The sequence below is a fragment of the Chryseobacterium urinae genome, from assembly GCF_030518295.1.
GTDB lineage: Bacteria > Bacteroidota > Bacteroidia > Flavobacteriales > Weeksellaceae > Chryseobacterium > Chryseobacterium mucoviscidosis.
This window is the reverse complement of sequence record NZ_JAULSJ010000003.1, coordinates 122,261-146,671: the sequence shown is the minus strand read 5'-3', so window position 1 is coordinate 146,671 and position 24,411 is coordinate 122,261. Positions and strand designations below refer to the sequence as shown.

The 24,411-nt window shown below is 33.4% G+C and carries 26 protein-coding genes; 22 read left to right on the top strand and 4 right to left on the bottom strand.

Annotation, left to right across the window (positions count from 1 at the left end; genetic code table 11):
* Positions 1 to 52 precede the first annotated feature (52 nt).
* The 18 genes from QWT87_RS03105 to QWT87_RS03020 are packed head-to-tail and all read left to right on the top strand — an operon-like array spanning position 53 to position 16,282.
* Complete coding sequence (locus QWT87_RS03105; RefSeq protein WP_302713511.1) at positions 53 to 454, top strand: sugar 3,4-ketoisomerase; 402 nt, start codon at positions 53 to 55, stop codon at positions 452 to 454.
* Positions 451 to 912, top strand: a complete 462-nt coding sequence (locus QWT87_RS03100; protein WP_302713509.1) for an acyltransferase — start codon at positions 451 to 453, stop codon at positions 910 to 912. Before QWT87_RS03105 ends, QWT87_RS03100 begins: the two co-directional genes overlap by 4 nt.
* Positions 905 to 2,011, top strand: a complete 1,107-nt coding sequence (locus tag QWT87_RS03095; protein WP_302713507.1) for a DegT/DnrJ/EryC1/StrS family aminotransferase — start codon at positions 905 to 907, stop codon at positions 2,009 to 2,011. Before QWT87_RS03100 ends, QWT87_RS03095 begins: the two co-directional genes overlap by 8 nt.
* Positions 2,008 to 2,982 (top strand): hypothetical protein, encoded by a 975-nt coding sequence (locus QWT87_RS03090; RefSeq protein ID WP_302713505.1) that lies wholly within the window; start codon positions 2,008 to 2,010, stop codon positions 2,980 to 2,982. The genes QWT87_RS03095 and QWT87_RS03090 overlap by 4 nt, the downstream gene beginning before the upstream one ends.
* 19 nt (positions 2,983 to 3,001) lie before the next feature.
* The gene (locus QWT87_RS03085) at positions 3,002 to 3,916 is read left to right on the top strand and encodes a glycosyltransferase family 2 protein (protein ID WP_302713503.1); all 915 of its coding nucleotides are present in this window, start codon (positions 3,002 to 3,004) and stop codon (positions 3,914 to 3,916) included.
* Positions 3,917 to 3,938: 22 nt separating this feature from the next.
* On the top strand, positions 3,939 to 4,838 hold the full coding sequence (locus tag QWT87_RS03080; RefSeq protein WP_302713501.1) for a glycosyltransferase family 2 protein: 900 nt from the start codon (positions 3,939 to 3,941) through the stop codon (positions 4,836 to 4,838).
* A 1-nt stretch (position 4,839) separates the two neighbouring features.
* Positions 4,840 to 5,661 carry a glycosyltransferase family 2 protein gene (locus QWT87_RS03075; protein WP_302713499.1) on the top strand — a complete coding sequence of 274 codons (822 nt, stop codon included), beginning with the start codon at positions 4,840 to 4,842 and terminating at the stop codon, positions 5,659 to 5,661.
* 1 nt (position 5,662) lies between these two features.
* Positions 5,663 to 6,541 carry a glycosyltransferase gene (locus QWT87_RS03070; RefSeq protein ID WP_302713497.1) on the top strand — a complete coding sequence of 293 codons (879 nt, stop codon included), beginning with the start codon at positions 5,663 to 5,665 and terminating at the stop codon, positions 6,539 to 6,541.
* Entirely contained in the window at positions 6,534 to 7,370 is an 837-nt protein-coding gene (locus tag QWT87_RS03065; protein ID WP_087708755.1) for a 2OG-Fe(II) oxygenase, read from the top strand. Before QWT87_RS03070 ends, QWT87_RS03065 begins: the two co-directional genes overlap by 8 nt.
* A 14-nt stretch (positions 7,371 to 7,384) precedes the next feature.
* Entirely contained in the window at positions 7,385 to 8,053 is a 669-nt protein-coding gene (locus tag QWT87_RS03060) for an NAD-dependent epimerase/dehydratase family protein (RefSeq protein WP_302713494.1), read from the top strand.
* Positions 8,054 to 8,065: 12 nt separating this feature from the next.
* Positions 8,066 to 8,983: a glycosyltransferase family 2 protein gene (locus QWT87_RS03055; RefSeq protein WP_302713492.1), complete on the top strand. Its 918-nt coding sequence runs from the start codon at positions 8,066 to 8,068 to the stop codon at positions 8,981 to 8,983.
* A gap of 30 nt (positions 8,984 to 9,013) precedes the next feature.
* Positions 9,014 to 9,760: a class I SAM-dependent methyltransferase gene (locus tag QWT87_RS03050; protein ID WP_302713490.1), complete on the top strand. Its 747-nt coding sequence runs from the start codon at positions 9,014 to 9,016 to the stop codon at positions 9,758 to 9,760.
* 25 nt (positions 9,761 to 9,785) lie between these two features.
* Positions 9,786 to 11,582, top strand: coding sequence for an asparagine synthase (glutamine-hydrolyzing) (asnB, locus tag QWT87_RS03045; protein WP_302713488.1), 1,797 nt, complete (start codon positions 9,786 to 9,788; stop codon positions 11,580 to 11,582).
* Between the two features lie 2 nt (positions 11,583 to 11,584).
* Complete coding sequence (locus QWT87_RS03040) at positions 11,585 to 12,490, top strand: GT-D fold domain-containing glycosyltransferase (RefSeq protein WP_302713486.1); 906 nt, start codon at positions 11,585 to 11,587, stop codon at positions 12,488 to 12,490.
* Entirely contained in the window at positions 12,487 to 13,440 is a 954-nt protein-coding gene (locus QWT87_RS03035; RefSeq protein ID WP_302713484.1) for a glycosyltransferase family 2 protein, read from the top strand. Before QWT87_RS03040 ends, QWT87_RS03035 begins: the two co-directional genes overlap by 4 nt.
* A complete protein-coding gene (locus QWT87_RS03030) occupies positions 13,430 to 14,503 on the top strand; it encodes a hypothetical protein (RefSeq protein WP_302713482.1) in 1,074 nt (357 codons plus the stop codon). The genes QWT87_RS03035 and QWT87_RS03030 overlap by 11 nt, the downstream gene beginning before the upstream one ends.
* A gap of 10 nt (positions 14,504 to 14,513) precedes the next feature.
* A complete protein-coding gene (locus QWT87_RS03025; RefSeq protein ID WP_302713480.1) occupies positions 14,514 to 15,344 on the top strand; it encodes an FkbM family methyltransferase in 831 nt (276 codons plus the stop codon).
* Positions 15,341 to 16,282: a glycosyltransferase gene (locus QWT87_RS03020; RefSeq protein WP_116097336.1), complete on the top strand. Its 942-nt coding sequence runs from the start codon at positions 15,341 to 15,343 to the stop codon at positions 16,280 to 16,282. The genes QWT87_RS03025 and QWT87_RS03020 overlap by 4 nt, the downstream gene beginning before the upstream one ends.
* Here the strand turns inward: QWT87_RS03020 and QWT87_RS03015 are convergent.
* From QWT87_RS03015 to QWT87_RS03000, 4 genes are all read right to left on the bottom strand, one after another.
* Complete coding sequence (locus QWT87_RS03015; RefSeq protein WP_302713476.1) at positions 16,274 to 17,203, bottom strand: hypothetical protein; 930 nt, start codon at positions 17,201 to 17,203, stop codon at positions 16,274 to 16,276. The two genes, QWT87_RS03020 and QWT87_RS03015, sit on opposite strands and share 9 nt — an antisense overlap.
* 1 nt (position 17,204) lies before the next feature.
* Positions 17,205 to 18,638: an MBOAT family O-acyltransferase gene (locus tag QWT87_RS03010; protein ID WP_302713474.1), complete on the bottom strand. Its 1,434-nt coding sequence runs from the start codon at positions 18,636 to 18,638 to the stop codon at positions 17,205 to 17,207.
* A 142-nt stretch (positions 18,639 to 18,780) separates the two neighbouring features.
* The gene (locus QWT87_RS03005; RefSeq protein WP_302713472.1) at positions 18,781 to 19,809 is read right to left on the bottom strand and encodes an acyltransferase family protein; all 1,029 of its coding nucleotides are present in this window, start codon (positions 19,807 to 19,809) and stop codon (positions 18,781 to 18,783) included.
* A gap of 25 nt (positions 19,810 to 19,834) precedes the next feature.
* A complete protein-coding gene (locus QWT87_RS03000) occupies positions 19,835 to 20,605 on the bottom strand; it encodes a class I SAM-dependent methyltransferase (protein WP_302713470.1) in 771 nt (256 codons plus the stop codon).
* 87 nt (positions 20,606 to 20,692) lie between these two features.
* Here QWT87_RS03000 and QWT87_RS02995 point away from each other — a divergent pair, with 87 nt between their 5' ends.
* From QWT87_RS02995 to QWT87_RS02980, 4 genes are read left to right on the top strand one after another with little or no spacing between them, the layout of a single operon-like run.
* Complete coding sequence (locus QWT87_RS02995) at positions 20,693 to 21,532, top strand: glycosyltransferase family 2 protein (RefSeq protein ID WP_302713468.1); 840 nt, start codon at positions 20,693 to 20,695, stop codon at positions 21,530 to 21,532.
* The gene (locus QWT87_RS02990; RefSeq protein WP_302713466.1) at positions 21,532 to 22,695 is read left to right on the top strand and encodes a glycosyltransferase; all 1,164 of its coding nucleotides are present in this window, start codon (positions 21,532 to 21,534) and stop codon (positions 22,693 to 22,695) included. The genes QWT87_RS02995 and QWT87_RS02990 overlap by 1 nt, the downstream gene beginning before the upstream one ends.
* Positions 22,692 to 23,255, top strand: coding sequence for an acyltransferase (locus QWT87_RS02985; protein ID WP_087708728.1), 564 nt, complete (start codon positions 22,692 to 22,694; stop codon positions 23,253 to 23,255). The genes QWT87_RS02990 and QWT87_RS02985 overlap by 4 nt, the downstream gene beginning before the upstream one ends.
* The gene (locus QWT87_RS02980; protein ID WP_185207181.1) at positions 23,256 to 24,407 is read left to right on the top strand and encodes a glycosyltransferase; all 1,152 of its coding nucleotides are present in this window, start codon (positions 23,256 to 23,258) and stop codon (positions 24,405 to 24,407) included.
* Positions 24,408 to 24,411 lie beyond the last annotated feature (4 nt).

The window sequence follows — 24,411 nt, the reverse complement described above, 5'->3', positions numbered from 1 at the left end:
AGTTAATAATTTTTATACATTTACAAGAATTATTAAATAATATTTGCCATTAATGGATACTCCTCGTATTATAAACTTCTCTAAAATAGGTTCTCAGGATTTAGGATATATTACTGTAGCTGAAGAACAAAAAAATATTCCTTTTGAAATAAAAAGAGTCTACTGGACGTACTACACGCCACAGGATGTTATTCGCGGAGGACACGCACACAAAGAGCTTCAGCAGATTATCTTTGCAGTTTCCGGAACTATAGAGTTTAATACATTAGATATGGAAGGAAATAAAGAAACTTTTATACTAGACGCACCTTCTAAAGGATTATACATTCCAAAACTGATCTGGAGAGATATAAAATTCAGTCATAGTGCCGTTTTGCTATGTCTTGCTTCAGAATTGTATGATGAGAAAGACTATTTTAGGGATTTTGAAGAATTTAAAAATTATAACAGGTGATACATTCTTTAGCTGACGTACAAACTCAAAATATTGGTGAAGGTACTACAATCTGGCAATTTTGTGTAGTGTTAAAAAACGCTGTTATTGGCAAAGGCTGTAACATAAACTGTCAGGTACTCATAGAAAATGAAGTTGTAATTGGGGACCATGTTACCATAAAACCCGGTGTACAAATCTGGGATGGGGTTACCCTTGAAGACCATGTTTTTATTGGGCCCAACGTAACTTTTACGAATGACCTCTTTCCAAAATCAAAAAATAAAGAATTTAAACTTATAAAAACTCTGGTAAAAAAGGGTGCTTCCATTGGAGCAAATGCAACCCTATTAGCAGGAATAACGATCGGGGAAAATTCTCTTGTAGGAGCCGGAAGTGTGGTAACAAAAAGCATTCCCGATAATGAAATATGGGTGGGAAATCCCGCAAAATTTTTAAAGAAAAATAACAATGATTAAATTTCTTGATTTACAAAAAATAAATCTTGCTCATCAGCAGGAAATTGAGCAAGCCCTACTGGAAACTTTCCGTTCCGGATGGTATTTGCTGGGAGATAAAGTGAAGACTTTTGAAGAACAGCTTTCTGCCTATTGCAATGTTCCTCATGCAATAGGTGTCGCTAACGGTCTGGACGCTTTAAGACTGATTTTTCGTGCATATATAGAATTGGGAGTCATGAAGGAAGGAGATGAAGTTTTGGTTCCTGCGAATACATACATTGCATCACTTCTTGCGATCACAGACAATAAACTGGTTCCGGTTTTGGTAGAACCTGATATTGAAACATATAATATTGATATTCATAAAATAGAAGAAAAAATCTCTTCAAAAACCAAAGCTATCCTTTTGGTTCATTTATATGGAAGCATAATTTTCTCCGAAGATGTAAAAACTCTTGCCAAGAAATACAATCTGAAAATTGTAGAAGATAATGCACAGGCTATCGGAGCTGTCTGGAAAGGAAAAAAATCAGGAAGTTTAGGCGATGCAGCAGGATTCAGCTTTTATCCCGGAAAAAACTTAGGTGCTTTAGGCGATGGTGGAGCAGTTTCCTGCCATGATGAATCTCTTGCAAAATGTATAAGAGCTTTGGCCAACTATGGTTCTCAGAAAAAATATGTGAATCAGTATCAGGGATATAATTCAAGATTAGACGAAATTCAGGCTGCTGTGCTTTCTGTAAAACTTAAATATCTGGATGCGGAAAACAACAGAAGAAAAGAGATTGCCAATCGCTATCTTGCCGAAATAGCCAATCCGGCAATTATACTGCCTCATCATAAAATTGAAGAAAACAGTCATGTTTATCATCTTTTTGTAATCAGAACCGAAAAAAGAGATGAACTTCAGGAATATCTTAATGAACATGGGATACAGACTTTAATTCATTATCCTATCCCACCTCATCATCAGGAAGCTTACTCCGGAATCAAGAATCTGCAATTGCCGATTACAGAGAAAATTCATCATGAAGTATTAAGCTTACCTATCTCTCCTCTAATGGCGGAGGATGAGATTACAAAAGTAATAGAAACCTTAAATTCATTCAGCAAATGATACTTAATGTAATTTTTTCCTATAATCGTGCAGTTCAGCTGGATTATTTAATACAATCTGTATTAGAATGCTTTAAAGAAGATTCTAAAGTAGTAATTCTATATCATACTACAGGAACTCATAAAAAGGGCTATGATTTACTTAAAGAAAAATATGAAAGTAGGGGTATTTCTTTTATGGAAAGAAAAAATGTACTTTTTGATTCTTCATATTTCAAAGCTGTACGTTCAAAAAATGACTGGAACTTTTTTAAAGAAAGAAATCTTTTTAACAAAAACGGAGATAATTTTAAAGGGTTACTTCAGAAAATAATTTGTGAGAGTGGTTGCGAATTTGTAATGTTTAATACAGATGACGGTGTTTTTTATCAGGATGTTATTATATCTGATGAAGTTTACCATATTATCCGCAATAATCCGGAAAATGCATCTTACAGATTATATGTAGGAGAAAATCTTGAAGGGCAGCCTAATTTTCTGGTAAAGAAAAACGGTTATTATGAATGGGATTATTACGCTGAAACAAATATCCATCACTGGACTTATCCTTTTTCTGTAGATGGAACTATTTATCATTCAAAAGGGCTTTTAAAACATCTTGAAAAGATGGTTTATCACAACCCTGTTACATTAGAAGAAAATGGATTTCAATATATCAGAAAGCATAAACTTTTCCGTATTGGATTAAGCCCAATACATTCTCAACTTGTAGCTACAAAATTAAACAGAGTATCTGTAGATACGTTAAATCCTACAATACATATTAAACCTGAATTTCTTAATGAAAAGTTTTTGGACGGCTACACTTTGAAATTAGTTATTCCTGAAAACATTGATAATGCCAACATTGTTCCTTCAGAAATTTATCTTGTAAAGGATAATAAGAAAGAATTGATCTATTCCTTAGACGATCAAGGAAAAAAAGTACAGAGTTTATTAGGTATTGAAGGAGCGAAAGAGCAATTAGAGTAAAAAGAATTTAAATAAGACAATGGAAAATCCTTTAGTAACAGTTATTGTAGTTTCCTATAATCATTCAAAGTACATTCAGGAAAACCTTGACAGTATAAAAAACCAAACGTATAAAAATATACAGCTTATTGTGGGAGACGACGCATCTTCTGATAATTCTGTGGAAGTTTTTAGCAATTGGCTGAAAGATAATATTTATACTGCTGTTACTAATTTTCATACAGAAAATACAGGTTTAGCAACAATGTTAAACGAGTGTATTGAACTTGCAGAAGGAAAATACATAAAAATAATTGCCGCAGACGATTATCTTCACCCAGAATCAATAGAATCGTGCGTAAATGCTTTAGAAAATTCTGGTGAAGACTTTGGAATGGTATTTACGGATTTCTGGACTATTGATGATGATAATAAACCCGTGGATTTTTTTCTGAATTATGAGAATAAAGACTTCTTTAATCCTGATAATTCATTAAAAGACGATCAGTTGGTAAAGTACAACTGTATTGTTGCTCCTACTGTCCTGATGAGAAAAGAGACACTGCTAGAAACCGGAAAATATAATCCTTCTCTGATTCTTGAAGATCATGACCGCTGGCTTAAAATAAATGAAATAAAGAAAATTTGTTTTATTAATAAAAAACTTGCTTACTACAGAGTTCTCCCGACAAGCATTACAGGAACCAGACATGAAAGGATGATGGAAGAAGATCTCTATATCAGAATGAAGTACGACAAAACAGGAGTTAACAAAACTCAACTATTTCAATATCTTTCCACAAAATACCGAAACGGTGAAAAGATTTCGGAACTTATAAGAAATCAATATTTAGAGTATCCTTTCAGAGTAAAAAGATTATCATTTGCTTTAAGAAATAATCTCCCTCGGTTTTTATATTACATTCTTTTAAAATCAGGCAAAAGGATAAAATAAGAATTATAAAACATTATTTGATTTGGAAAAAAAAGGTTTAGTAAGTATTATAGTTTGCAGTTATAATCATTCAAAATATATTGAGGAAAATCTTGATAGCATAAAAAATCAGACCTATAAAAATATACAGCTTATTGTAGCTGATGATGCTTCAAAAGACAATTCCGTAAAAGTTTTTGAGAACTGGCTTAGTGAAAATAATTATCCTGCTGAAAAAAATTTTCATCAAAAAAATACAGGTTTGGCAACAATGCTTAATGAATGTATAGAATCTGTAAAAGGGGAGTTTGTAAAAGTGATTGCTGCAGACGATTATCTTCATCCTGAAGCCATTGAAAAATCTGTTAAAGAGCTTGAACGACTGGGAGATGACTATGGAATGGTATTCACAGACACTTATTTCGTAAATGAAGAATCAGAAATTACAGAAAATCTTGCAGATTACAATACATTAGGAAATATTGATAAAGATTTATTCCGAAAAGAATTAATTAAAAACAACCGAATTGCTGCTCTTACTGTTTTAATGCGAAAAGATGTCTTAGTTGAAACAGGCAAATATAAATCAGATTTATTAATTGAAGATTATTTCAGATGGCTGAAAATTAATGCTCTCTATTATATTGCATATATCCCAAAAAAATTAGCTTATTATAGAACACATACAACCAACCTTTCATCATCAGCAAAAGAAAGAATTGAAAAGGAAACCCTTTTGCTTCAAATGCTTTTTGATGAAGATGGAGCCGTAAAACAAAAGATTAACAGCAAAACACAAAAACTGTATCTTAATGGAGAAAAATTTTCTCAGGAATATCTTCAGGCATATAACAATTATCCCTATCACCTTAAAAGGCTTAATTTTGCTTTAAAAAATAAAATTCCGAGACCTCTTTATAAGCTTTTGAATAAAATTATCTAAAATGATTCCTATAATTTCCATCATTGTTCCGTGTTACAATCAGGCAGAATATCTTGATGAATGTCTGCAATCGGTTCTGGATCAGACTTTTCAGGATTGGGAATGTATCATCGTTAACGATGGTTCACCAGATCATACAGAAGCAGTATCTAAAAAATGGATAGAAAAAGATAATCGCTTTATTTATCTACATAAGAAAAACGGAGGTCTTTCTTCAGCAAGAAATGCGGGAATTGAGATAGCAAAAGGAAAATGGATTCTTCCTTTAGATTCCGATGATAAAATCGGAAATCAGTATTTGGAACTGGCTTCACAAAAATTTAATGACGCATATACCGTAATCTATTGTAAAGCTGAGTTTTTTGATAAAGTAAATCATCCATGGAAATTACCAAGCTACCAATATCAACATTTACTGGTAGAAAACTTAATATTCTGTTCCGCATTTTTTAAAAAAGAAGATTGGAAAATCGTAAATGGGTATGACATTCATTTGATCTACGGAAAAGAAGATTGGGACTTTTGGCTGTCTATATTGGATGGGAGCAAAAAAGTGTTATGTTTGGATTACTTAGGCTTTTTTTATAGACGAAAAGAAGAATCTATGGATATTGCAATTAATCAGGATAAAAATAAAATAGACTTTTCTCTAAACTATATTTATAAAAAGCATCTTAAAAAATACCTGCCAAAAAATAAAAATGCTATTGAAAATTTTCATCTGCAGGAAAATTTAAAAAATAACTTAGATTTTTATAACGAAAAAGTAAATAAAAATTTCATCAACAGAATATTATTTAAACTAATTATAAAGTTCTCCTAGAATGCTCTCCATCATCATTTCATCCTATCAGAAGTACTACTTTGATCAGCTCACTGAAAATATTCGTGAAACGATCGGAGAAAATTTTCAATATGAAATTATCCAGATATGGAATCCGAATGTGATGAGCATTACAGAAGCATACAATTCGGGAGCGGAAAAAGCAAGATATGAAAATCTTCTTTTTATTCATGAAGATCTTATATTTCATACTCATAACTGGGGAGAAAGATTATTAAAACATTTAAACAAACCTGGTGTTGGAATTATAGGTATATCAGGATCATCATATGTTCCTACCGCTCCTTCAAGCTGGACTGTATCAGAAGAATATCAGGAAACCAATATACTTGAAAGCACGAAAGAAAATCCCATTCCCAGACATACTCAGACGACAAAAAAAAACATGAATGAAGTTTTTGGTGTAGACGGAGTATTTTTAGCTGTAAAAAGAAGTGTTTTTAGAAATTATAAATTCAACGAAGACTTGGGAGGATTTCACGGTTACGATTTAGATATAAGTCTACGCATCTCTAAAAAGCTACAAAACTATGTGATTAATGATATCTTAATTGAGCATTTTTCAATGGGAAACTTAAATAAAGAATGGTTTGATACAAATATAAAAATAAGACAAACGTTAGGATCTAAATTTCATAAAAAAAAGTCGAAGACCGAATTAAATGCTTTTCTAGGTTTTTTAACCCGTTATTTTATGTATTATCCAATAACAAAAAAAACAATATTACAAACTCTTAAATTTTATCCTTTTAAATATTTAACTATTGCTGGTCATTATGTAATTTTAAAAAAATATTTCAATTACATACTATATTCTTCAGATATCAATAAAAATCATAAAAACCACTATAATGAATAAATTTTTAAACTCCCACAATCAAGACTTGTTAAAATTTGCAGAAGAAAATTCTGAAAAATATAAAAACGGGATTCCTTTTCCAAGTATTTCATTTGAAAACTTTTTTAATCCTGAGCTATTAGAAGAGGTTTTGAGCGAATTTCCGGACTTATCAAAACAAGATGCAATCAGCTTTAATGATCCTTTACAGAAAAAATTTGCAGGTAAAGGCGAAAAATCTTTTGGCCCAAAAACAAGAGAATTAATGTATTTTCTAAATTCGGAACCTTTTTTAAATTTTGTAAATAAGGTTACTGGAATAAATGAAATTTTATACGGTGATCCCTATTTTTCCGGAGGGGGACTTCATGAAATAAAAAGAGGAGGACTTTTAAAAGTTCATGCCGATTTTAATAAAAATCCTACTAACGGATTAGACAGAAGAGTTAATGTTTTAGTATATCTTAATAAAGAATGGAAGGATGAATACGGAGGTCATTTTGAATTATGGAATCAAGATATGACAAAATGTGAAACAAAAATTGCTCCTAAATTCAATACATTGGCAATGTTTTCAACAACATCAAATTCTTATCATGGCCACCCGGATCCTCTGAACTGTCCTGAAGAAAGAAGCCGTAAATCATTGGCATTATATTATTATTCCAACGGCAGACCTGAATCTGAAGCAATTGCTTTCAAAGAAAATCACAATACTCTTTTTGTACAGAGAAAAGACTCCGACAAAGACACAAATGCGTGGAATGAGAATGAGCAGAGAAAAAAACAGCATCTTTCCCCAAAAACATCTTTAGCAAAAAGGGTGTTTAATAAAATTTTCAGAGGCTAGCAAATAAAAGCATAATGATCATAGGAAACGGACTCATTGCAAAATCACTAAAAAATATCGATACCGAAGACCATCTTTACTTTGCTTCCGGAGTTTCAAATTCCCTCGAAACAAGAAGCTCGGAGTTTGAAAGAGAATTTTCTCTTCTAAAAAACAGCATTATACAACATAAGGAAAATAAGCTTTTTTATTTTTCTACTTTAAGCGTGAATGATCTTTCCAAACAGCAAAGTCCATATGTTCTTCATAAGCTGGAGATTGAAAATTTTATAAAACAGCACTGTAAAAACTATATCATCCTGAGAATCGGTAATATTGTTGGCAATGGCGGAAATCCCAATACTCTTTTTAATTTCCTTAAAAGTCAGATTATACATGGCAATCACTTTATGCTACACCAAAAAGCCAGAAGATTATTGCTGGATATTGATGACATTACGAAATTTTTAGAATCAAACTGTACAAATGTTAATAATCAAACCATTAACTTTGCCTATCCGTATTATTATGATTTAAAGGAAATTGTAGGAGCTATACAGAATAAGCTTCAAAAAGAAGCAAATTATCAGGAATCAGATGAAGGAGATTTTTATAAAGTTGATTTTGATGAATCAGTCAATGATTTCTTTAAAGGAACAGATGCTGAAAATTATTTAAAAAATTTAGCTGACAAATATATTTAGAACAGAACACAAATGCCTAAAATTTATTTTATTATTGTTACCTACAATGCCATGAAATGGGCAGAAAAATGCTTTACCAGTTTAAGGCAGTCTTCTGTTCCTGTTCACTGTATTGTGGTAGACAATGGTTCTACAGACGGCACACAAAAATTTATTACGTCCAATTTTCCCGAAGTTGAATTGATTCAGTCCGAAAAAAACTTAGGATTTGGAAAAGCTAACAATATAGGAATCGAAAAAGCTTATCAAAAGGGAGCTGATTTTTTTTATCTGATGAATCAGGATGCATGGATTTTTAACGACAGTGTGGAAAAACTTCTGAATGTTTACCATCTCCATCCCGATAAAAAAGAAATAGGCATACTGAGCCCGATGCATATCGACGGAACCGGAAATAAACTGGATATTTTTCTTGATAAATATATTGCCCACAATTTTGAAACAAGAATGATCTCTGATCTCTATTTCCAGACTTTACAGCCCTTTTACGAAATAAGCTTCATCAATGCTGCTCATTGGTTTTTACCCAAAGAAACCATTGACGTGGTAGGAGGATTCAACCCTTATTTTTTTCATTACGGCGAAGATCTAGAATATGTAAACCGCATTTTATTCCACAAGAAGAAAACGTTACTTGTTCCGGAGAGCAAAGTGGTACATGACGGAAAACAGTCTCTGTCTAAGGTCGATTATACAAAATACGAAGACCTCAGAATAGAAACCAACATCATGAATCCCTCTATTCCGAATTCTCTGAAGGCAGAGAAAAAAGCACTCAAACAAAGTATGCTAAAAAATATGTTTACCGGAAAGAAAAATAACTATCAGAAGTTAGCATCAAAATATAAGAAAATCGTTTCCGAGGAAAAAAAATTAACTGAACTCAGAAATATCGTGGAAAAGAAATCGCCCTCATTTCTGAATCTGTAAATCCATATTCAATATTTAAAAATACTTAAAATGATAAATAAAATTGCAAACAAAATAAAACTACTTTCCCATTCAGGTTCCACCTATCACTGTCCCTATTGCGGTTACGATTCTAAAGATCTGGAAGTGGTAGGACATGATCTTAAAGTACTAAGAGACAAACAGGTAATTGGCGGCGGAAGACGTGCAGCAGGTTGCTACAAATGCCATTCAAGAGACAGAGAGAGACTTTTATATGCATTTTTAATTGAAGAACTGAAAGTTACAGACAACAAAAATTTCAGCATTCTTCACATTGCTCCGGAACCGAAGCTTTCAAATATATTTTTAAAATCAAATCTAAAGGAATACATCTGCGGCGATCTATTTACAAAAGGTTATGATTATCCAAGCCATGTAAAAAACATGAACGTGATGGACATTCCTTATGAAGATAACCATTTTGATCTTGCGATCTGCAACCACGTTCTGGAACATATTCCTGAAGATACGAAAGCGATGAAGGAACTTCATAGAGTATTAAAACCGGGAGGTCATGCTCTTCTACAGGTTCCGATTTCAAAAAACAGCCAACAAACTCGTGAAGACTTTACCATTACCGACCGTAATAAAAGAGAAGAATTATTCGGGCAGTTCGATCATGTGAGAATTTATGGGCAGGATTATGTTACAAGGCTGGAAAGTGTTGGTTTTAAAGTAAAAAGAATAAATATTTCGGAAAAATATAAGAAATTTGGTCTTAATCCTGATGAAGATATTTTCTACTGCGAAAAATAATTAAGATCCACTAAAATTAAAAGGTATGTGCGGAATAGCGGGAATCATTACCAACAACGCCGGAAATTATCAGGAAGAACTGAAAAAAATGACCGATGCCATTGCGCATCGCGGTCCGGATTCTTCTCATTTTGAATTTTACGAAAATGCAGCTTTAGGACATCGCAGACTTTCTATTATTGATCTTTCTGAAAACGGAAAACAACCCATGTTTTCCTCTACAAAAAACGAGTGCATCGTACTGAACGGAGAAATCTACGGTTATCAGGATATTAAGGCACATTATCCAGAATATCCTTATCGTGGAAGTTCAGATACGGAGGTAATTCTAGCCATGTATCAGAGGAAAAAAGAAAACCTCATCCATGATCTTCCGGGAATGTTTGCTTTTGCCATTTGGGACAACGAAAAGCAGGAACTGTTCTGTGCAAGAGACCGTTTTGGAGAAAAACCTTTTTATTATGCAATTGGAAGCAATAATGAATTTATTTTTGCCTCAGAAATCAAAGCAATCCTCGCTTCAGGGCTTATCCGTCCAAAAGTAAGCAATCTGGCACTTTCTCATTACCTTCAGCATGGGTATGTAAGTACATATCAGAGTATTTACGAAAATATTCATGCGCTTCCTCCTGCTCATCAGCTGATCTGGAAAGAGGGCAATATCTCCGTTTCAAGATATTACAGTCTTCCCAAAAAAGACAGAACCATCAGTTTATCGGATGCTAAAGAAGAATTTACTTATCTGTTAAAGAATGCTGTGAAAAAACAGCTTGTGGCCGATGTTGAAGTAGGAAGTTTTCTGAGTGGAGGTTTAGATTCTTCTTCCATTGTAGGACTTGTTGCCGAATTTTTACCGAAACAGACAACCATCAGCTTTGGTTATGATCATGAAGACAGCGAACTGAAATATGCCAAAGAAATAGCCGATAAATACAATACCAATCATATTGAAGTTCACGAAAAAAAGGAAGATCTCGTAACGGCTCTTTTAAAAACTTCTCCTTTTTTCGATGAACCTTTTGCGGATTATTCTTCAATTCCGCATTTTGAAATCTGCAGAAATGCGCGTAAAAATCTTACCGTTGTCCTTTCTGGAGATGTAGGAGATGAATTATTCGGCGGCTATAACTTCTATACCATTGAAAATAAACTGAGAAATCATTTCAGTTACAAAAATATTATTGCCCAGTTTGGATTAAAACTATATCAGAAAATAAAACCTATCTCTTTTATCAGTCAACAGAATATTGAAAACAAAAATATTCTCGACTTCCACCAAAACTATGTAAGAAGAGCTTTCTCAAAGCAAGAAAGACAGGCTTTAGGACTGCATTCAGATTATGAGCAGCCTTACAGCTTTATTCCTGATCCGGATTCATTAAATGACATCATGCGACTGGATATCGAGGATTTTGTGCCTTCGAATATGATGGTAAAATCCGACAGAATGGCAATGGCAAATTCTTTAGAAGTAAGAACACCGTTTCTTGATCTGGATTTCGCAGAATTCTGTATTCAGCTTCCGGAAAATCTTAAGCTTAATAATGACAACGATAAAATTATACTTCGCAAAGCGATGGGTTCTTACTGGACGGAAACCATCAGAAAACGACATAAACAAGGATTCGGGATGAATGTTAAAAACTGGTTTACAGAAGATAACCTTCTCCGCTTTTCCGATGAACTGTTAAAAAATCCAAATCAGAAAATTTTTAATTACATTGATTTCAAGGCGACTCAGAATCTACTGACCAAAGATTATAAACACTGGTGTCTTCTGCAACTGGCTCTTTGGGCTCATAACAACGAAAAATATTTGTAATCATGAGTCTGAAAAAAAGAATTACTTCCCGTTTCTATTATTATCAGTGGCTTTTTAATACCCGAAAGCTTCGTGCAGACTTTCCGTCTTTCCGTATTCTGAATATAAAAGATACTATTGATGATATTATTAAAAACAAACTTTCCGTAAGCAGGTTTGGAGATGGAGAATTCAGATTGATGCTTCCGCAGTACGAACTGGAATTTCAGGAAAACAGTGAGAGAATTCGTGAAAAAATGCGTGAAGTGATAGGTTCAGACCTTAAAAACCATTTGGTTTGTCTTCCTGAACCACTTGTTACGGTACGCTCATTTGATATTATTACCAAATATTGGTGGAAAAAATTCATTAACAATTACGGTTCCAGAATTTCTCCTTTTTTAGATCAAAACAAAACCTACGGAAATTCATTCATCACCAGATTTTATCTTGGTTATGAAGATAAATCCGAGAAAAGAAATGCAGATATCATCAAATCCTTAAAAAAAATATGGGATAAGAAAGATATACTGATCATTGAAGGAAGGTATTCCCGATTGGGAGTAGGAAATGATCTGTTTGACAATGCAGCCTCTCTTAAAAGGATTATTTGTCCAGAAAAAAACGCCTTCAGATGTTATGATAAAATTTTTGAAGCAGCAGCACAACTGGGAAAAGACAGACTTATCTTGGCAGCTTTAGGTCCTACAGCAACCATTTTGGCTTATGATCTCGCTAAAGATAATTACTGGACTATTGATATCGGACATATTGATATTGAATACATCTGGTTTTTAAGAAAAGCTACTGAAAAAATTCCCATCGAAGGAAGACATGTGAACGAAGCCGAAAAACAGGAATCGTTTGATATTCCTGAGGAGTTTGCTCAATCTTATCAAGAAAGTATCATTTTAGAAATAAAAGAATGAACCTGAATATTTCTGTGATCATCCCCGTTTATAACGCTTCCGGATTTTTGAGAAAATCCGTAGAATCTGCTCTGCAATTTGATGAGGTAAAAGAAATTATATTGGCAGAGGATTGTTCTACTGACAATTCTTTAGAAATTTGTAAAAAGCTAACCTCAGAAAATTCCAGAATTAAATTATTCCGGCATTACGATGAGGGAAATCATGGAGCAGGAGCGACAAGAAATTTAGGAATTGAAAAATCAACCGGCGATTTTATTGCTTTTCTGGATGCAGATGATTATTATCTTCCCAACCGTTTTGATGCGGAAAAAGAAATTTTCAAAGATTCTAAAATCGATGGTGTTTTTGGAGCAATTGGCGTGGAATACATAACGGAAAAAGGCAAACAGGAATTTCGGCAGAAATTTAAAGAATCTAATCTTACCACCGTAAATTATCCTGCGGAAGGAAGAGAGGTTTTCAGAGGTTTGTTGGGCTTAACTTCAAAAACATTTGGCTCTTTTTTTCATCTGAATGCTTTAACAGTAAGAAAATCTGCTTTAGACAAAGTTCATCTTCGTTTTAATGTAAATCTCCGAGTACATCAGGATTCTGATTTCAACCTTAAACTGGCATATCTATGTTATTTAAAATCCGGAATTATCGATCAGGCGATTGCTATAAGAGGAATACATGATGATAACAGAATTACAAAGATAAAACCTTATTCTTCAAAATTTTATAAAAACAGCTTACTCTACAATGAGTCTGTTTATTTATGGAGTAAAGCGAATTCTTTAGAAAAAGAATATACAAAAAAAATAGCACTAGATTATTTCAGCTTCAAAATAGCGAATCAGAAGGGATTAAAAAAATGGTTCTTATTTTTGATTACAGCGCTTCAAAATCCGGAATTTCTGAAAACAAGATATCGGTTTCATGCTTTAAACAATCCTCATGATGAATAAAAGAATTAACCAGATCAAAAGACTTGTGAGCGATTCTCTGGCTTATGTGAAATTAAAGTTTTACAATCCGCCGAAGAATGACAAAACATTGCTGATCAATTTTGAAAATCCGAATCTTTATCATCGCTTTTTTTATTTACTGGTTAAATTCTACCAGCTTTCAGGATATCATATTGTGTATCCCATGAATTTTGCAAGATTTAGAAATCTGAGAAATAAAGACCGCTATTTGGGACTTATTGTCCGGGAAAAAAACTTTTTAAGCATTCACAAAAAAGGTCTTCCTGAAAATTGTATTGAAATAAATGATAAAATGTTCAGTCCTGATTATTTTTTCACTTATTTCGAGCATAAGAATATTGATGAAAATGCTTTTCATATTCCTATGAGTTTTCATCCGTTCATGTATAATAAAGAAATATGGAACCATAAAGTGGATACTGACAGAAAAAGGTTCAATTCTATTTTTTGCTATGGAAATTTTGATGCTAAAGCTTATTTGGATATCAAAAGAACTGCTTTTACAGTGGAAACACGAGTTGCGCTTTTAGATTTTTTTCAGAAAAAAGAGAACTTTGTTTCTATTCATGGTAAAAATGATATCGTCTCTTCAAATGAGAATTTAGATGAAAAATATGTTTTCGCGATCAAGGAAAATTATCCCATAAAAATGGAGGATATCCGGGAACTACTCTCCTATTTCAACTTTTATTTATGTTGTCCCGGAGTCGTAATGCCGCTTTGTCATAACGTGATCGAAGCAATGTCCGTGGGAACTATTCCTCTTATACAAAGAGAATATGCAGAAGTAATGTATCCTAATCTTAAACATAAAGTAAATGCAATTGTATTCGAAAACCTTAATCATTTAGAACAGATTCTTGAGCAGGAAATTTTCACTTTACAGGAACACGAAATTGCTGCAATGAGAAAAAATGTTTTAGATTATTATAGCGACTATCTCACTCCGCAAGCTCTGGTAAAACGCCTTAATAAAAGCATTGAAGAGAAAAAACTTATATATTTACAGGCGGAACACAGAAGTATAAAATTTATCCGATAAAATTATAAACATGAATACAGTAAAAAAATTTAGTAATGTCCTATTTAAAGAAGGAGTTTTCAATTTTGTTAAAAGAAAACTCAATATCTCTTACCTCGACAGCGTTACCACATATACCATAAAATATAGAGAAAAAGAAACCAAAATAATTCTAAACAGACAATTCGGATTTGTTGACCTGATGATCTTTAAAAATGGTATTTATGAAAAAGACATTATCGACGATATGTACAATGAGCTGGATAAAGGCAAAATAATGCTGGACATAGGTTCGAACATCGGTCAGCACAGTTTAATATTAAGCTCGTACTGCAAAGAAATATATGCCTTTGAGCCTATTCCCAAAGTATATCAACAGTTTAACAGAAGTATTGCGAAAAATAATATTAAGAACATAAAAACTTTTAATTTAGGAATAAGTAATAGAAAAGAAACCAAGGAATTCAATTTTATTGAGGATCATGCCGGAGCAAGTTCTTTTATAGACAGAGCTAATGAGCATACCAATAAAATAACCGTAAAAACAGATACACTGGAAAACACAATTGGAGAAATTCATTTTCATCTCATGAAAATAGATGTTGAAGGGTATGAAGCTGTTGTAATTCTTGGAAATAAAGAAATCATTCTGAAAAACAGACCTGTCATTTTTCTGGAATATGACAGACAATGGATTTCGGAAGAAGGCTCTTACACTCCTGATGATCTTTTCAACTTTTTCAATGATAATAAATTTGAAATATACAGCAGAGTGCATAATAAAGTCATTCAGAAAAGTGACTTTCCAAATGTATTCCAGGACAACTGGATTATAAAACCAATTAACATAGAGCTAAATTGAAAATCTCCGTCATAACTCCCGTTTACAATGCCGAAAAATATGTAACCCAAGCTGTGGAATCCGCTCTTCAGTTTGAGGAAGTATATGAGGTTATTTTAATTGAAGACCAATCTCCGGATAATGCCTTAGAAATCTGTAAAAAACTGGCTGAAAAATATGATCGGGTAAAGCTGTTTCAGCATCCCGACAAAGGAAATCACGGAGCAGGAAAAACAAGAAACTTAGGTCTGGAAAAAGCAACAGGAGATTTTATTGCTTTTCTGGATGCAGATGATTATTATCTGCCGAACCGTTTTGACGCCGAAAAAGAACTATTTAAAGATCCAAAAGTAGAAGGTGTTTACGGTGCTTTAGGAGTTCATTACTATTCTGAAAAAGCAAAAGAACAGTACTATAGCCTTTTTAAGGATAATTTAACTACCGTTTATAAGAAGCACGATCCCAGAGATGTTTTTCCGGGTCAGCTCAATATGAGAGGAAGCTTTGGGCTTTTCAGTATCGATTGTTTAACGATCAGGAGAGAATCTATGGTCAGAAAGCTCAATCCTTTTTTCAAAACGCATTTAAGGCTTCATCAGGATACAGAATTTTTGTTCAGACTGTCTTATTATCTTGATCTTTATCCCGGAATTCTGGATCAAGCAATAGCCATGAGAGGCGTTCATGAAAGCAACAGAATTACGGCTGTAGATTCTAAAAAAGTAAATCCTGCCATCACGCGGGTTCTGCTGTGGAAAGAAGTGAACGATTGGGCACGGAATGAAAAAACTATTCCTGAAGACGTAAAATTACACATCAAAAGAATGCACAGAAGCTACGAAATTGCTCTGACTCCCACTCTGAAAAAATGGGGAATGATCATTAAATATCTTTTTACAGATTACAGAAGTATCCGCTCTGGGCTTTACAATATTAATTTCAGAGAATATTTATTTTAACTGCTTTGTATTCGAAAGTATAGAATCCGCAATTTGTGAGGTAAAAACTTTTCCGGATTCTTTGTACATATGGTTTGCGTCTGTATAAATATAATCTTCAGCTTTTGAAGAAAAATCAAAGTACACTACATGATATCTTTTTGAAATAGTTTCTATACGTTGACTGAAATCAGGACTATATCTGTTTTCAACATTCATAATTTCACCCGAAGCAGGGATTCTTACAAGATATACACTTCCTTTATCTTTTAGAAATGTAATCATATCTTCCAGTGCCTGAATTCTTTTTGCAGATATTTTCTGTGTTTTAGCAAGATCTTCTTTGTAAAATTTCAGCTTGGCTTCTGCTCTTTTTTGTACAGAATCTTTTTCCATGCTTACATTTACTTCAAGCCATCCATTTTTATGTAAAAAAGTATTGGATCTTCCCGATTCTTCTCTTTCGCTAAAAATTTTAAACCAGCTTCTTGGATAATTCTTTAAAAGATATTCGTAATTAGGCGACATATCATAGCTGTACATATTTCCTAATGGAGAATTTTCTTTTTCCGGAAAATCTTTAGACTCATCAAATGATTTATTGACAGATAAATTCCAGGGATCAACAGTCAGTATAAAAACACCATTTTTTGTATTCGGTTTAATTTTTCTTTTTAGAGCTTCCAGATAAACTTTTCCGTAAGGTGACTGAACGACATTCATGGCGAAATTATCAAACTTTTTATGAAGCTTACCTTCTAAAATATCCGGCTGAACAGCCTGAGAAGCTCTGGAATCTCCCAAAATAATATTTTCAGGCTTTTCTACTGCGAAATGCATATAATTATCGTCTGTATTTCCATCTGCGAAAGATCCGAGAACAGCCAAAACGACAGCACAACCTACCAGATAAAATGATAATTTGAATAAAAATTTTTTCATACTAAAACTGAAAATAAATAAATTCATTATTCCCGAAATTAGCATACCGGAAAATGATAAAAATAATCACTGCGTACATAGCTCTTCTCAGCCACGGATGAAATCTTTCAATTTCCAAACCGTGAAAGCGGCTTCTGTTGAGCCATTCAACAATAAGCATTATTCCAATAAGAGCCATTACTTTATATGGAAAATGAGTAGGAACTGAAAAAATCGTCTTATTAAAAATTTTCCCAATATAAGAAACAGCCTCAGAAACAGATGCCGCGCGGAAAAAAATCCATGCAAAACAGGTAAGAGAAAAGGTAATTAAAATCTGAAAAATCTCCCTGAAAGAAGGTAAAAATTTATCCATGGCAACAACTTCAAGATTTTGCCGGTTTTTCTCCATCAGTAAAAGAGGCATAAAATACAAAGCATTCAATCCGCCCCAGATAATAAATGTCCAGTTGGCTCCATGCCAGAAACCCGAGACTAAAAAAATGATGAAAGTATTGCGGATCTTCATTATCAGTCCGCCCTTGCTCCCTCCTAAAGGAATATAAAGATAATCTCTGAACCATGAAGAAAGCGAAATATGCCACCTTCTCCAGAATTCTGCAATATCTCTTGAAAAGTAAGGGAAAGCAAAATTCTTCAGAAGCTCTATTCCAAAAAGTCTTGAAACTCCAAGAGCAATATCAGAATACCCCGAAAAATCACCATAAATCTGAAAAGCAAAAAGTATGGCTCCCAAAACCAAATTACTGGCACTTTCGGTGTGATAATGTGCGAAAATTTCATTTACCAGAGGCGCACAATTGTCTGCAATAACCATTTTCTTAAAAAAGCCCCAGAGAATTTGCCGCATTCCGTCTGCAGCCTGTTCATAATTAAATATCCTTTTTTTCTGAATCTGTGGTAAAAGATGCGTTGCTCTTTCAATAGGTCCCGCTACCAATAATGGGAAATAACTTACAAAAACAGCATAGTCTATAAAATTCCGTTCCGCAGAAATTCTCTTTTTATAAATATCAATAACATAAGAAAGACCGTGAAAGGTATAAAAAGAAATTCCTACCGGAAGCACGATCTTTAACAGCCATACATTTACATGCAATCCAAAATTCCCCAATAGCTCAGAGAAACTTTCTACAAAAAAATTATAATATTTAAAAAAACCTAAAAAACCCAGATTTATAATAATACTGAGTGCTAACCAAAATGTGGATTCTTTTTTGCTTTTGCTTTTTTCGATCATAATACCGGAAACAAAATCCAGCCCGATAGAAAACATCAGCAGAAAAAGAAATCTCCAGTCCCAACAGGCATAGAAATAGAAGCTTGCTACCAGAACAAGTACATTCTGATGTTGGTACTTTTTATTAAAAACAAACCAATAAAGTATAAAAACGATTGGCAGAAAAATTAGAAAACCAATAGAATTAAATAGCATAGTATTCTTTTAAATTGAAGATTTTAAGAAAAACTTATGCAGAATATATTGATAAACAGCTATTATCAGGAACGAAAATAGGAAAAGGGAACATCATTTCTGTCATAATTTATTCATTTATGTTTAACAAAAGTAAATATTTTTATCGGAATTTTATCTTCTTTAAATAATCTCTGCAGGGTTTTTCTATCAATTGATAAAAAACACCTGAAATAATTATTAAAACAGGAATATAAATCCAGAAGATCATACTTTTATCATATATCCTGAAATAATCATATAGAAACGATCTTAAAATAAATAAAACAGGAATATGAACGATATAAATGGCATAACTTATTTCACCCAGATATTCCAAAGGCCTTAAAGACATCATTTTGGTTAAAAAACCATTGTTCAGGGAGATTAAAACAATCAGTGGAACAAAAAACACCGCCATTAATCCATCATGAAAATATAGAGGAACGAAAAGAAGTGCCAATAATATTAAACTGAAAATCAGTATTATTGCCCAGTCATAGTTTCTTTGTCTACAATTTTTAATAAAAAATATTCCTGCGAGATTTCCGATTAGAAACTCATTAATATGCAGCAGCGGAAAGTATGAAATAAAATCATGACTTTTGGAATACCTTCCTTCATACAATCCGGAGAACATAAAGTAGTTGCAAAAAACCTGAGTGACAATCCAGATTATAATGGCAATGATCCAAATCGATTTATTCTTTTTGGCATAAATATAATTGTATAGAAAAGGAAAGATCAGATAAAAGAAAAATTCTACTGAAATCGACCATCCCGGAAAATTTAAAATTAAAGCTTTACCGGGAAGCCAGCTCTGAACACCAGACAAATATGCAATAATCGGGAAAAAAGCAGTTTCCTGAGACCGAATCAACAAATAGAGAAGCAATCCAACTACATAAAGTGGATAAATTCTTGCGACCCTGTTGCTGTAAAAATCAATATAATTTATTTTTTCTTTGCTATGATAAGCAACGATCATTATAAATCCCGAAAGAATAAAAAAATAACTTACTCCGATATTCGCCTTAGCAAAAATCTCCGATATATATTTTATTTTATAAACGAAAGCGCCTTCACCATAATGAAAAATTACAATTGCTATTGCGGCTAAAAATCTTGTAAATGTAATCTGACTAATTTTCACGAATCAAAAATACATTTAAAAGTTTTTATTTAACAAAAACACCAATGTATTTTCCTTCGTATTCTACTACCGTAGTTTCAATACTATTTTTTTCGCAGAAATCCTGATAAGCAGAATTGTCTCCGATATCATCGCTAATAAAAACTCCGCCTTTTCTCAAATGCTTGTACAATTCGTTGTAAGCCCAGAATCTCCCGTTATAACTCTTATCAGAATCATAATGTACAACGTCAAAAGATGCGTTGTCTGCAAAGATTTTCGGTAACGATTCTTTGTCTGCAAAACGGAATAATTTCCAGTGAGATTTCAGATTTTCAGGAACAATACATCCCACATACTGATCGCCGTCCTGCGCAAGATACGGCATATCTGAACTGTACAAAGTCCCGTTTCTTTTGGTTAAGGAAAGCAATGCTGCCAGAGAAGACCAACCATAAGCAACACCTGTTTCAACGGTACTTTTAGCGTTGGTAAATTCGCATGAATAATAAATCAGTTCCAAAGCTCCTGCTCCACCCATTTTAATAGGGCAATCTTCCTGTCTTTTCTGAGAATCTTTTAAAACTTCAGCAAATTCAGTCTGAAAAGGCTCAATATCAATTCCGAAAAGCTGGGAAACCGCCTGCTTTTGAGAAACCGCTCTAGATGCAGCCCACGAATTTGTTTTTTCTTTTCCTTTAAAAGCATTTCCCCGATTTACGGTATTTTTTACAATTTTACGTCCTAATTCAGGGTAAAGATCGGGTCTTTTAAGATAGGCTATAAACGTTTTGAGAACTCTGGATATTTCGCTCACTGTGTTAAATTTAAGCCACAAAAATAAAGATTTTTCTGTTATCTTTAGGATATAATTATCTTTGTAAAAATTTATTAACACAATAAGATGAAGTTTTCTGTTCTGATTGCCAATTACAACAATGGAAAATTCTTTAAAGAATGCTATGATTCTATTATAGCACAAGATTACAAAAACTGGGAAGCGATTATTCTGGATGACGCTTCTACAGACGATTCCGTGGAGATAATTAAAAAATTAACCGGCAGTGATGAACGTTTTAAAATTTACAGAAATGAAGAAAACAGCGGTGTAGGAATCACAAAAAGCAAACTGATTGAACTGGCAGAAGGTGATATTTGCGGCTTTGTAGATCCTGATGACGCTATTACACCGAATGCGCTCTCTTCAAGCATAAAAATTTTTCAAAAGCAACGAAATGTTGTTCTTACTTACAGCAAATTTGCAAAATGTGATGAAAATCTGAAAATTCTGGAGGTTCCAAAAATCGCTCAGCAGGTTATTAATAACAGTCCGTTTTTTTTCAACTGCCCTGTAAATATTGTGCATTTCGTGTGTTTCAGAAAGGGCATTTATAATCAGACGGAAAAAATGAACACGGAAATGAAGATTGCTGAAGATCAGGATTTATATTTAAAAATGTATGAAAAAGGTAAGGTAAAATTTATTAACGAGGTAAATTATCTTTACAGGCTTCATTCCGGAGGTATTTCTCAAAATGACAACCGCCCCAAATCGAGGGAATATTTTGCCAAAGTCATTTTCAATACCATGAAACGCAGAAAATTATCTTCCATAAACGGAAAGACAATCCCGAAAGAGTACAACAGTTCTCAGGAAATCTACAGACTTTTAGAATATCAGAATTCCATTGCATTTAAAATTAAAAAGAAACTGATCATATTTGCCCAACAAATCTTTAGTTAATGACGAAAAATAATAAAATAAAAGTGCTTTTCAGGCATCGTTCTATGGAAATGGGCGGTGTGGAAAAAGTAGTTTTAAGTATGTTGAATCATCTTAACAAAGATACATTCGACATGACGATCTGTTTAAATATGAATCAGGGAGAGCTGAGAAACGAAATTCCCACTCATGTAAGAAAAGTTTACCTTACTGAAGGCAGAGAAGATCTTTCAAAAAATCCGCTTATCCAAAAACTACAGTTAGCAAAAAGAAAATTAAGACTTCAGAATGCTTTGAGAAACCCTTCCATCGCTCAGAAAATTCTTAATGATGAATATGATGTAGAAATAGCTCCTACTTACGCTGCTTTTTCTGTGGTTCTCCATTCTGTTAATAAAAAATCAAAGAAAATAGGCTGGTTTCACTCCGATATTACTCTGCCGAAACTTCAGCCTTTGGTTCCTGAAATTTTAAAGCAGATTCCTCAATTTGACTATTTTATTTTCGGTTCCCAACAAACAAAAGATATTTTAATAGAAACGTATCCTGATCTTAAAATTCCCGAAAATCAGGTTATCTTAAATGCGATTCCTATTGATGAATTAAAACAGAAAGCTTTAGCTTTTAAACCTGACTTACCAAACAAACCTGTTTTCGTTTCTGTTGCGAGACTTCACAGCCGAAAAGGTTTTCATAAACTCATGGAAGCGCATGCAAGATTACTGAAAGATGGTTTTGATCATCACATTATCATAATCGGCGACGGCGAGGAAATGAATAACCTGAAAAAACAATCGGAAGAACTTGGAGTAACGGAAAGCTTCAAATTATTAGGATCTTCCATGAACCCTTATCCTTATGTGAAAAATGCAGATTTTTTCATTCTTCCTTCGGAATCTGAAAGCTGGCCTCTGATTATTGCAGACAGTCTCATTCTTCAGAAACCAATTATTTCAACCAACGTAGGAGGAATTCCCGAAATGATTGAGCATGGAAAAACAGGTTATCTCATCAATTATGAAACGGATGAGATGTATGAAGCAATGAAGAAATTTCTTACAGAACCGGAATTAATTGCCGAAATTAAGAAAAATCTCATCAATATTGAAGAACAGTTTGATAATCAGAAGATTTTTAATGCTGTAGAAAATATCATTATTAATTTAGCAAAAAAAGAACAATGATTTTCCTTTACCGTCTTATTCTGAAAATTCATACCACCTATCAAAAGATCATTCAGAAGATTTATATTAAAATTTCTGTTGCGAGAGGACTGAAGGTGGGGAAAGATGTAATTTTTGTGGAAGCTCCGGATTTTGGTTCAGAACCTTTTTTAATTGAAATCGGAGACAGGACAAAAATTACGGCAGGCTGCAAATTCATCAATCATGATGGTGCAATGTACGTCATCCGAAGCATGGAAAAATATCAGGATGCAAGAAATTTTGGCAGGATAAAGCTGGGGAAAAACTGTTTTGTAGGAAACAACTGTATTTTTCTTCCCGGATCACAGATGGGAGACAATTGTATTTTGGGAGCCGGTTCCGTACTCAATTCAAGTATGCCCGACAATTCTGTTTATGCTGGAACTCCGGCAAAATTTATCTGCACAGTGGAACAATACGGAGATAAAGCCCTGGAAAACAATGTAATGTACCCGAGAGAACTTGAACCTGAAAGAGCAAAACTTGAAGCTTACATTAAAGAAAACATTCCTCATGTTTACAAACCCGTAAAGAAATAAATGTCTGAAAAAAAGAAAATTCTCATCCGTATAGGCTCTCTGCGTCACGGTGGCGCGGAAAAAGTTTTGGTGACTTTTTTGAAAAATCTGCCTTCCGATAAGTATGAGATTGATTTGCTGCTGAATCTGAATTCAGGAAAATATCTGCCTGAAGTTCCCGGCTGGATCAATATTCTGCATCTTCATCAAGGCGAAATGATAACCACGAATCGTCCTCACGAAATTCCGAGAAAAGCAGCAAGAGTCATTCATGAAAAAATACTGAAAAAGTTCCCAAATCTTCTTTACAAAGGAAAGCTAAAAAATAAAAAGTACGACATCGAATTCGCAGCCATCCACGGAATGCGGGATGAAATCTTAGGATCTCCTTTAAAAAGTTCAAAAAAAATCGTCTGGATTCACAATGATCTTTCACAGGTGAAAGGCTATACCAATGATGAGATCCGTAAGTTTTTTGGGTTTGACAAAATCATGGTGATTTCTGAAAAGATACAGCAGCTTTTCCAAAGTCTGGCAAAAAATGAAACTGAAAAACAAAAAATTGTAAAGATCTACAATCCTTTAGACACCGAAGAGTTTCTTGCCAAAGCAGACCTTCCAGTTATAAACTATCAGTTTGATCAGAATGTTCCTACCTTTATTTCAGTCGGAACTGTTTTTCCACAAAAAGGATTCGACAGGTTATTGAAAGTTCATCAAAAACTTTTGGATGAAGGTTTTCAGCACAAAGTTTTAATTGTTGGCGACGGATATGATTTTGAAAACATTAAAAAACTAAAATCCGAGCTTGGCATTGATGAAACAGCAACCATGTTAGGATTTACAGACAATCCTTATCCTTATTTTAAAAATGCTGATTTTTATATTTTAAGTTCGAGGTATGAAGGTTTTCCAACTGTTCTTTTTGAAGCCATTACCCTGAAAAAGAAAATTATTTCTACTGACGTTTCGGGAGCCAATGAAATGTTAAACGATGGTGAATTGGGTCTCATTGTGGAAAATTCTGAAGAAGGAATTTATAACGGAATGAAGAAAGCATTATCTGAACCTGAGTTTTTCAACAAATATCCGGAAAAACTTATGAATTATGAAATGCCTTTTAATCTGAAAAATTCCGTAAGCAAAATTGTTTCTATTGTGGATGAATTGTAACTGA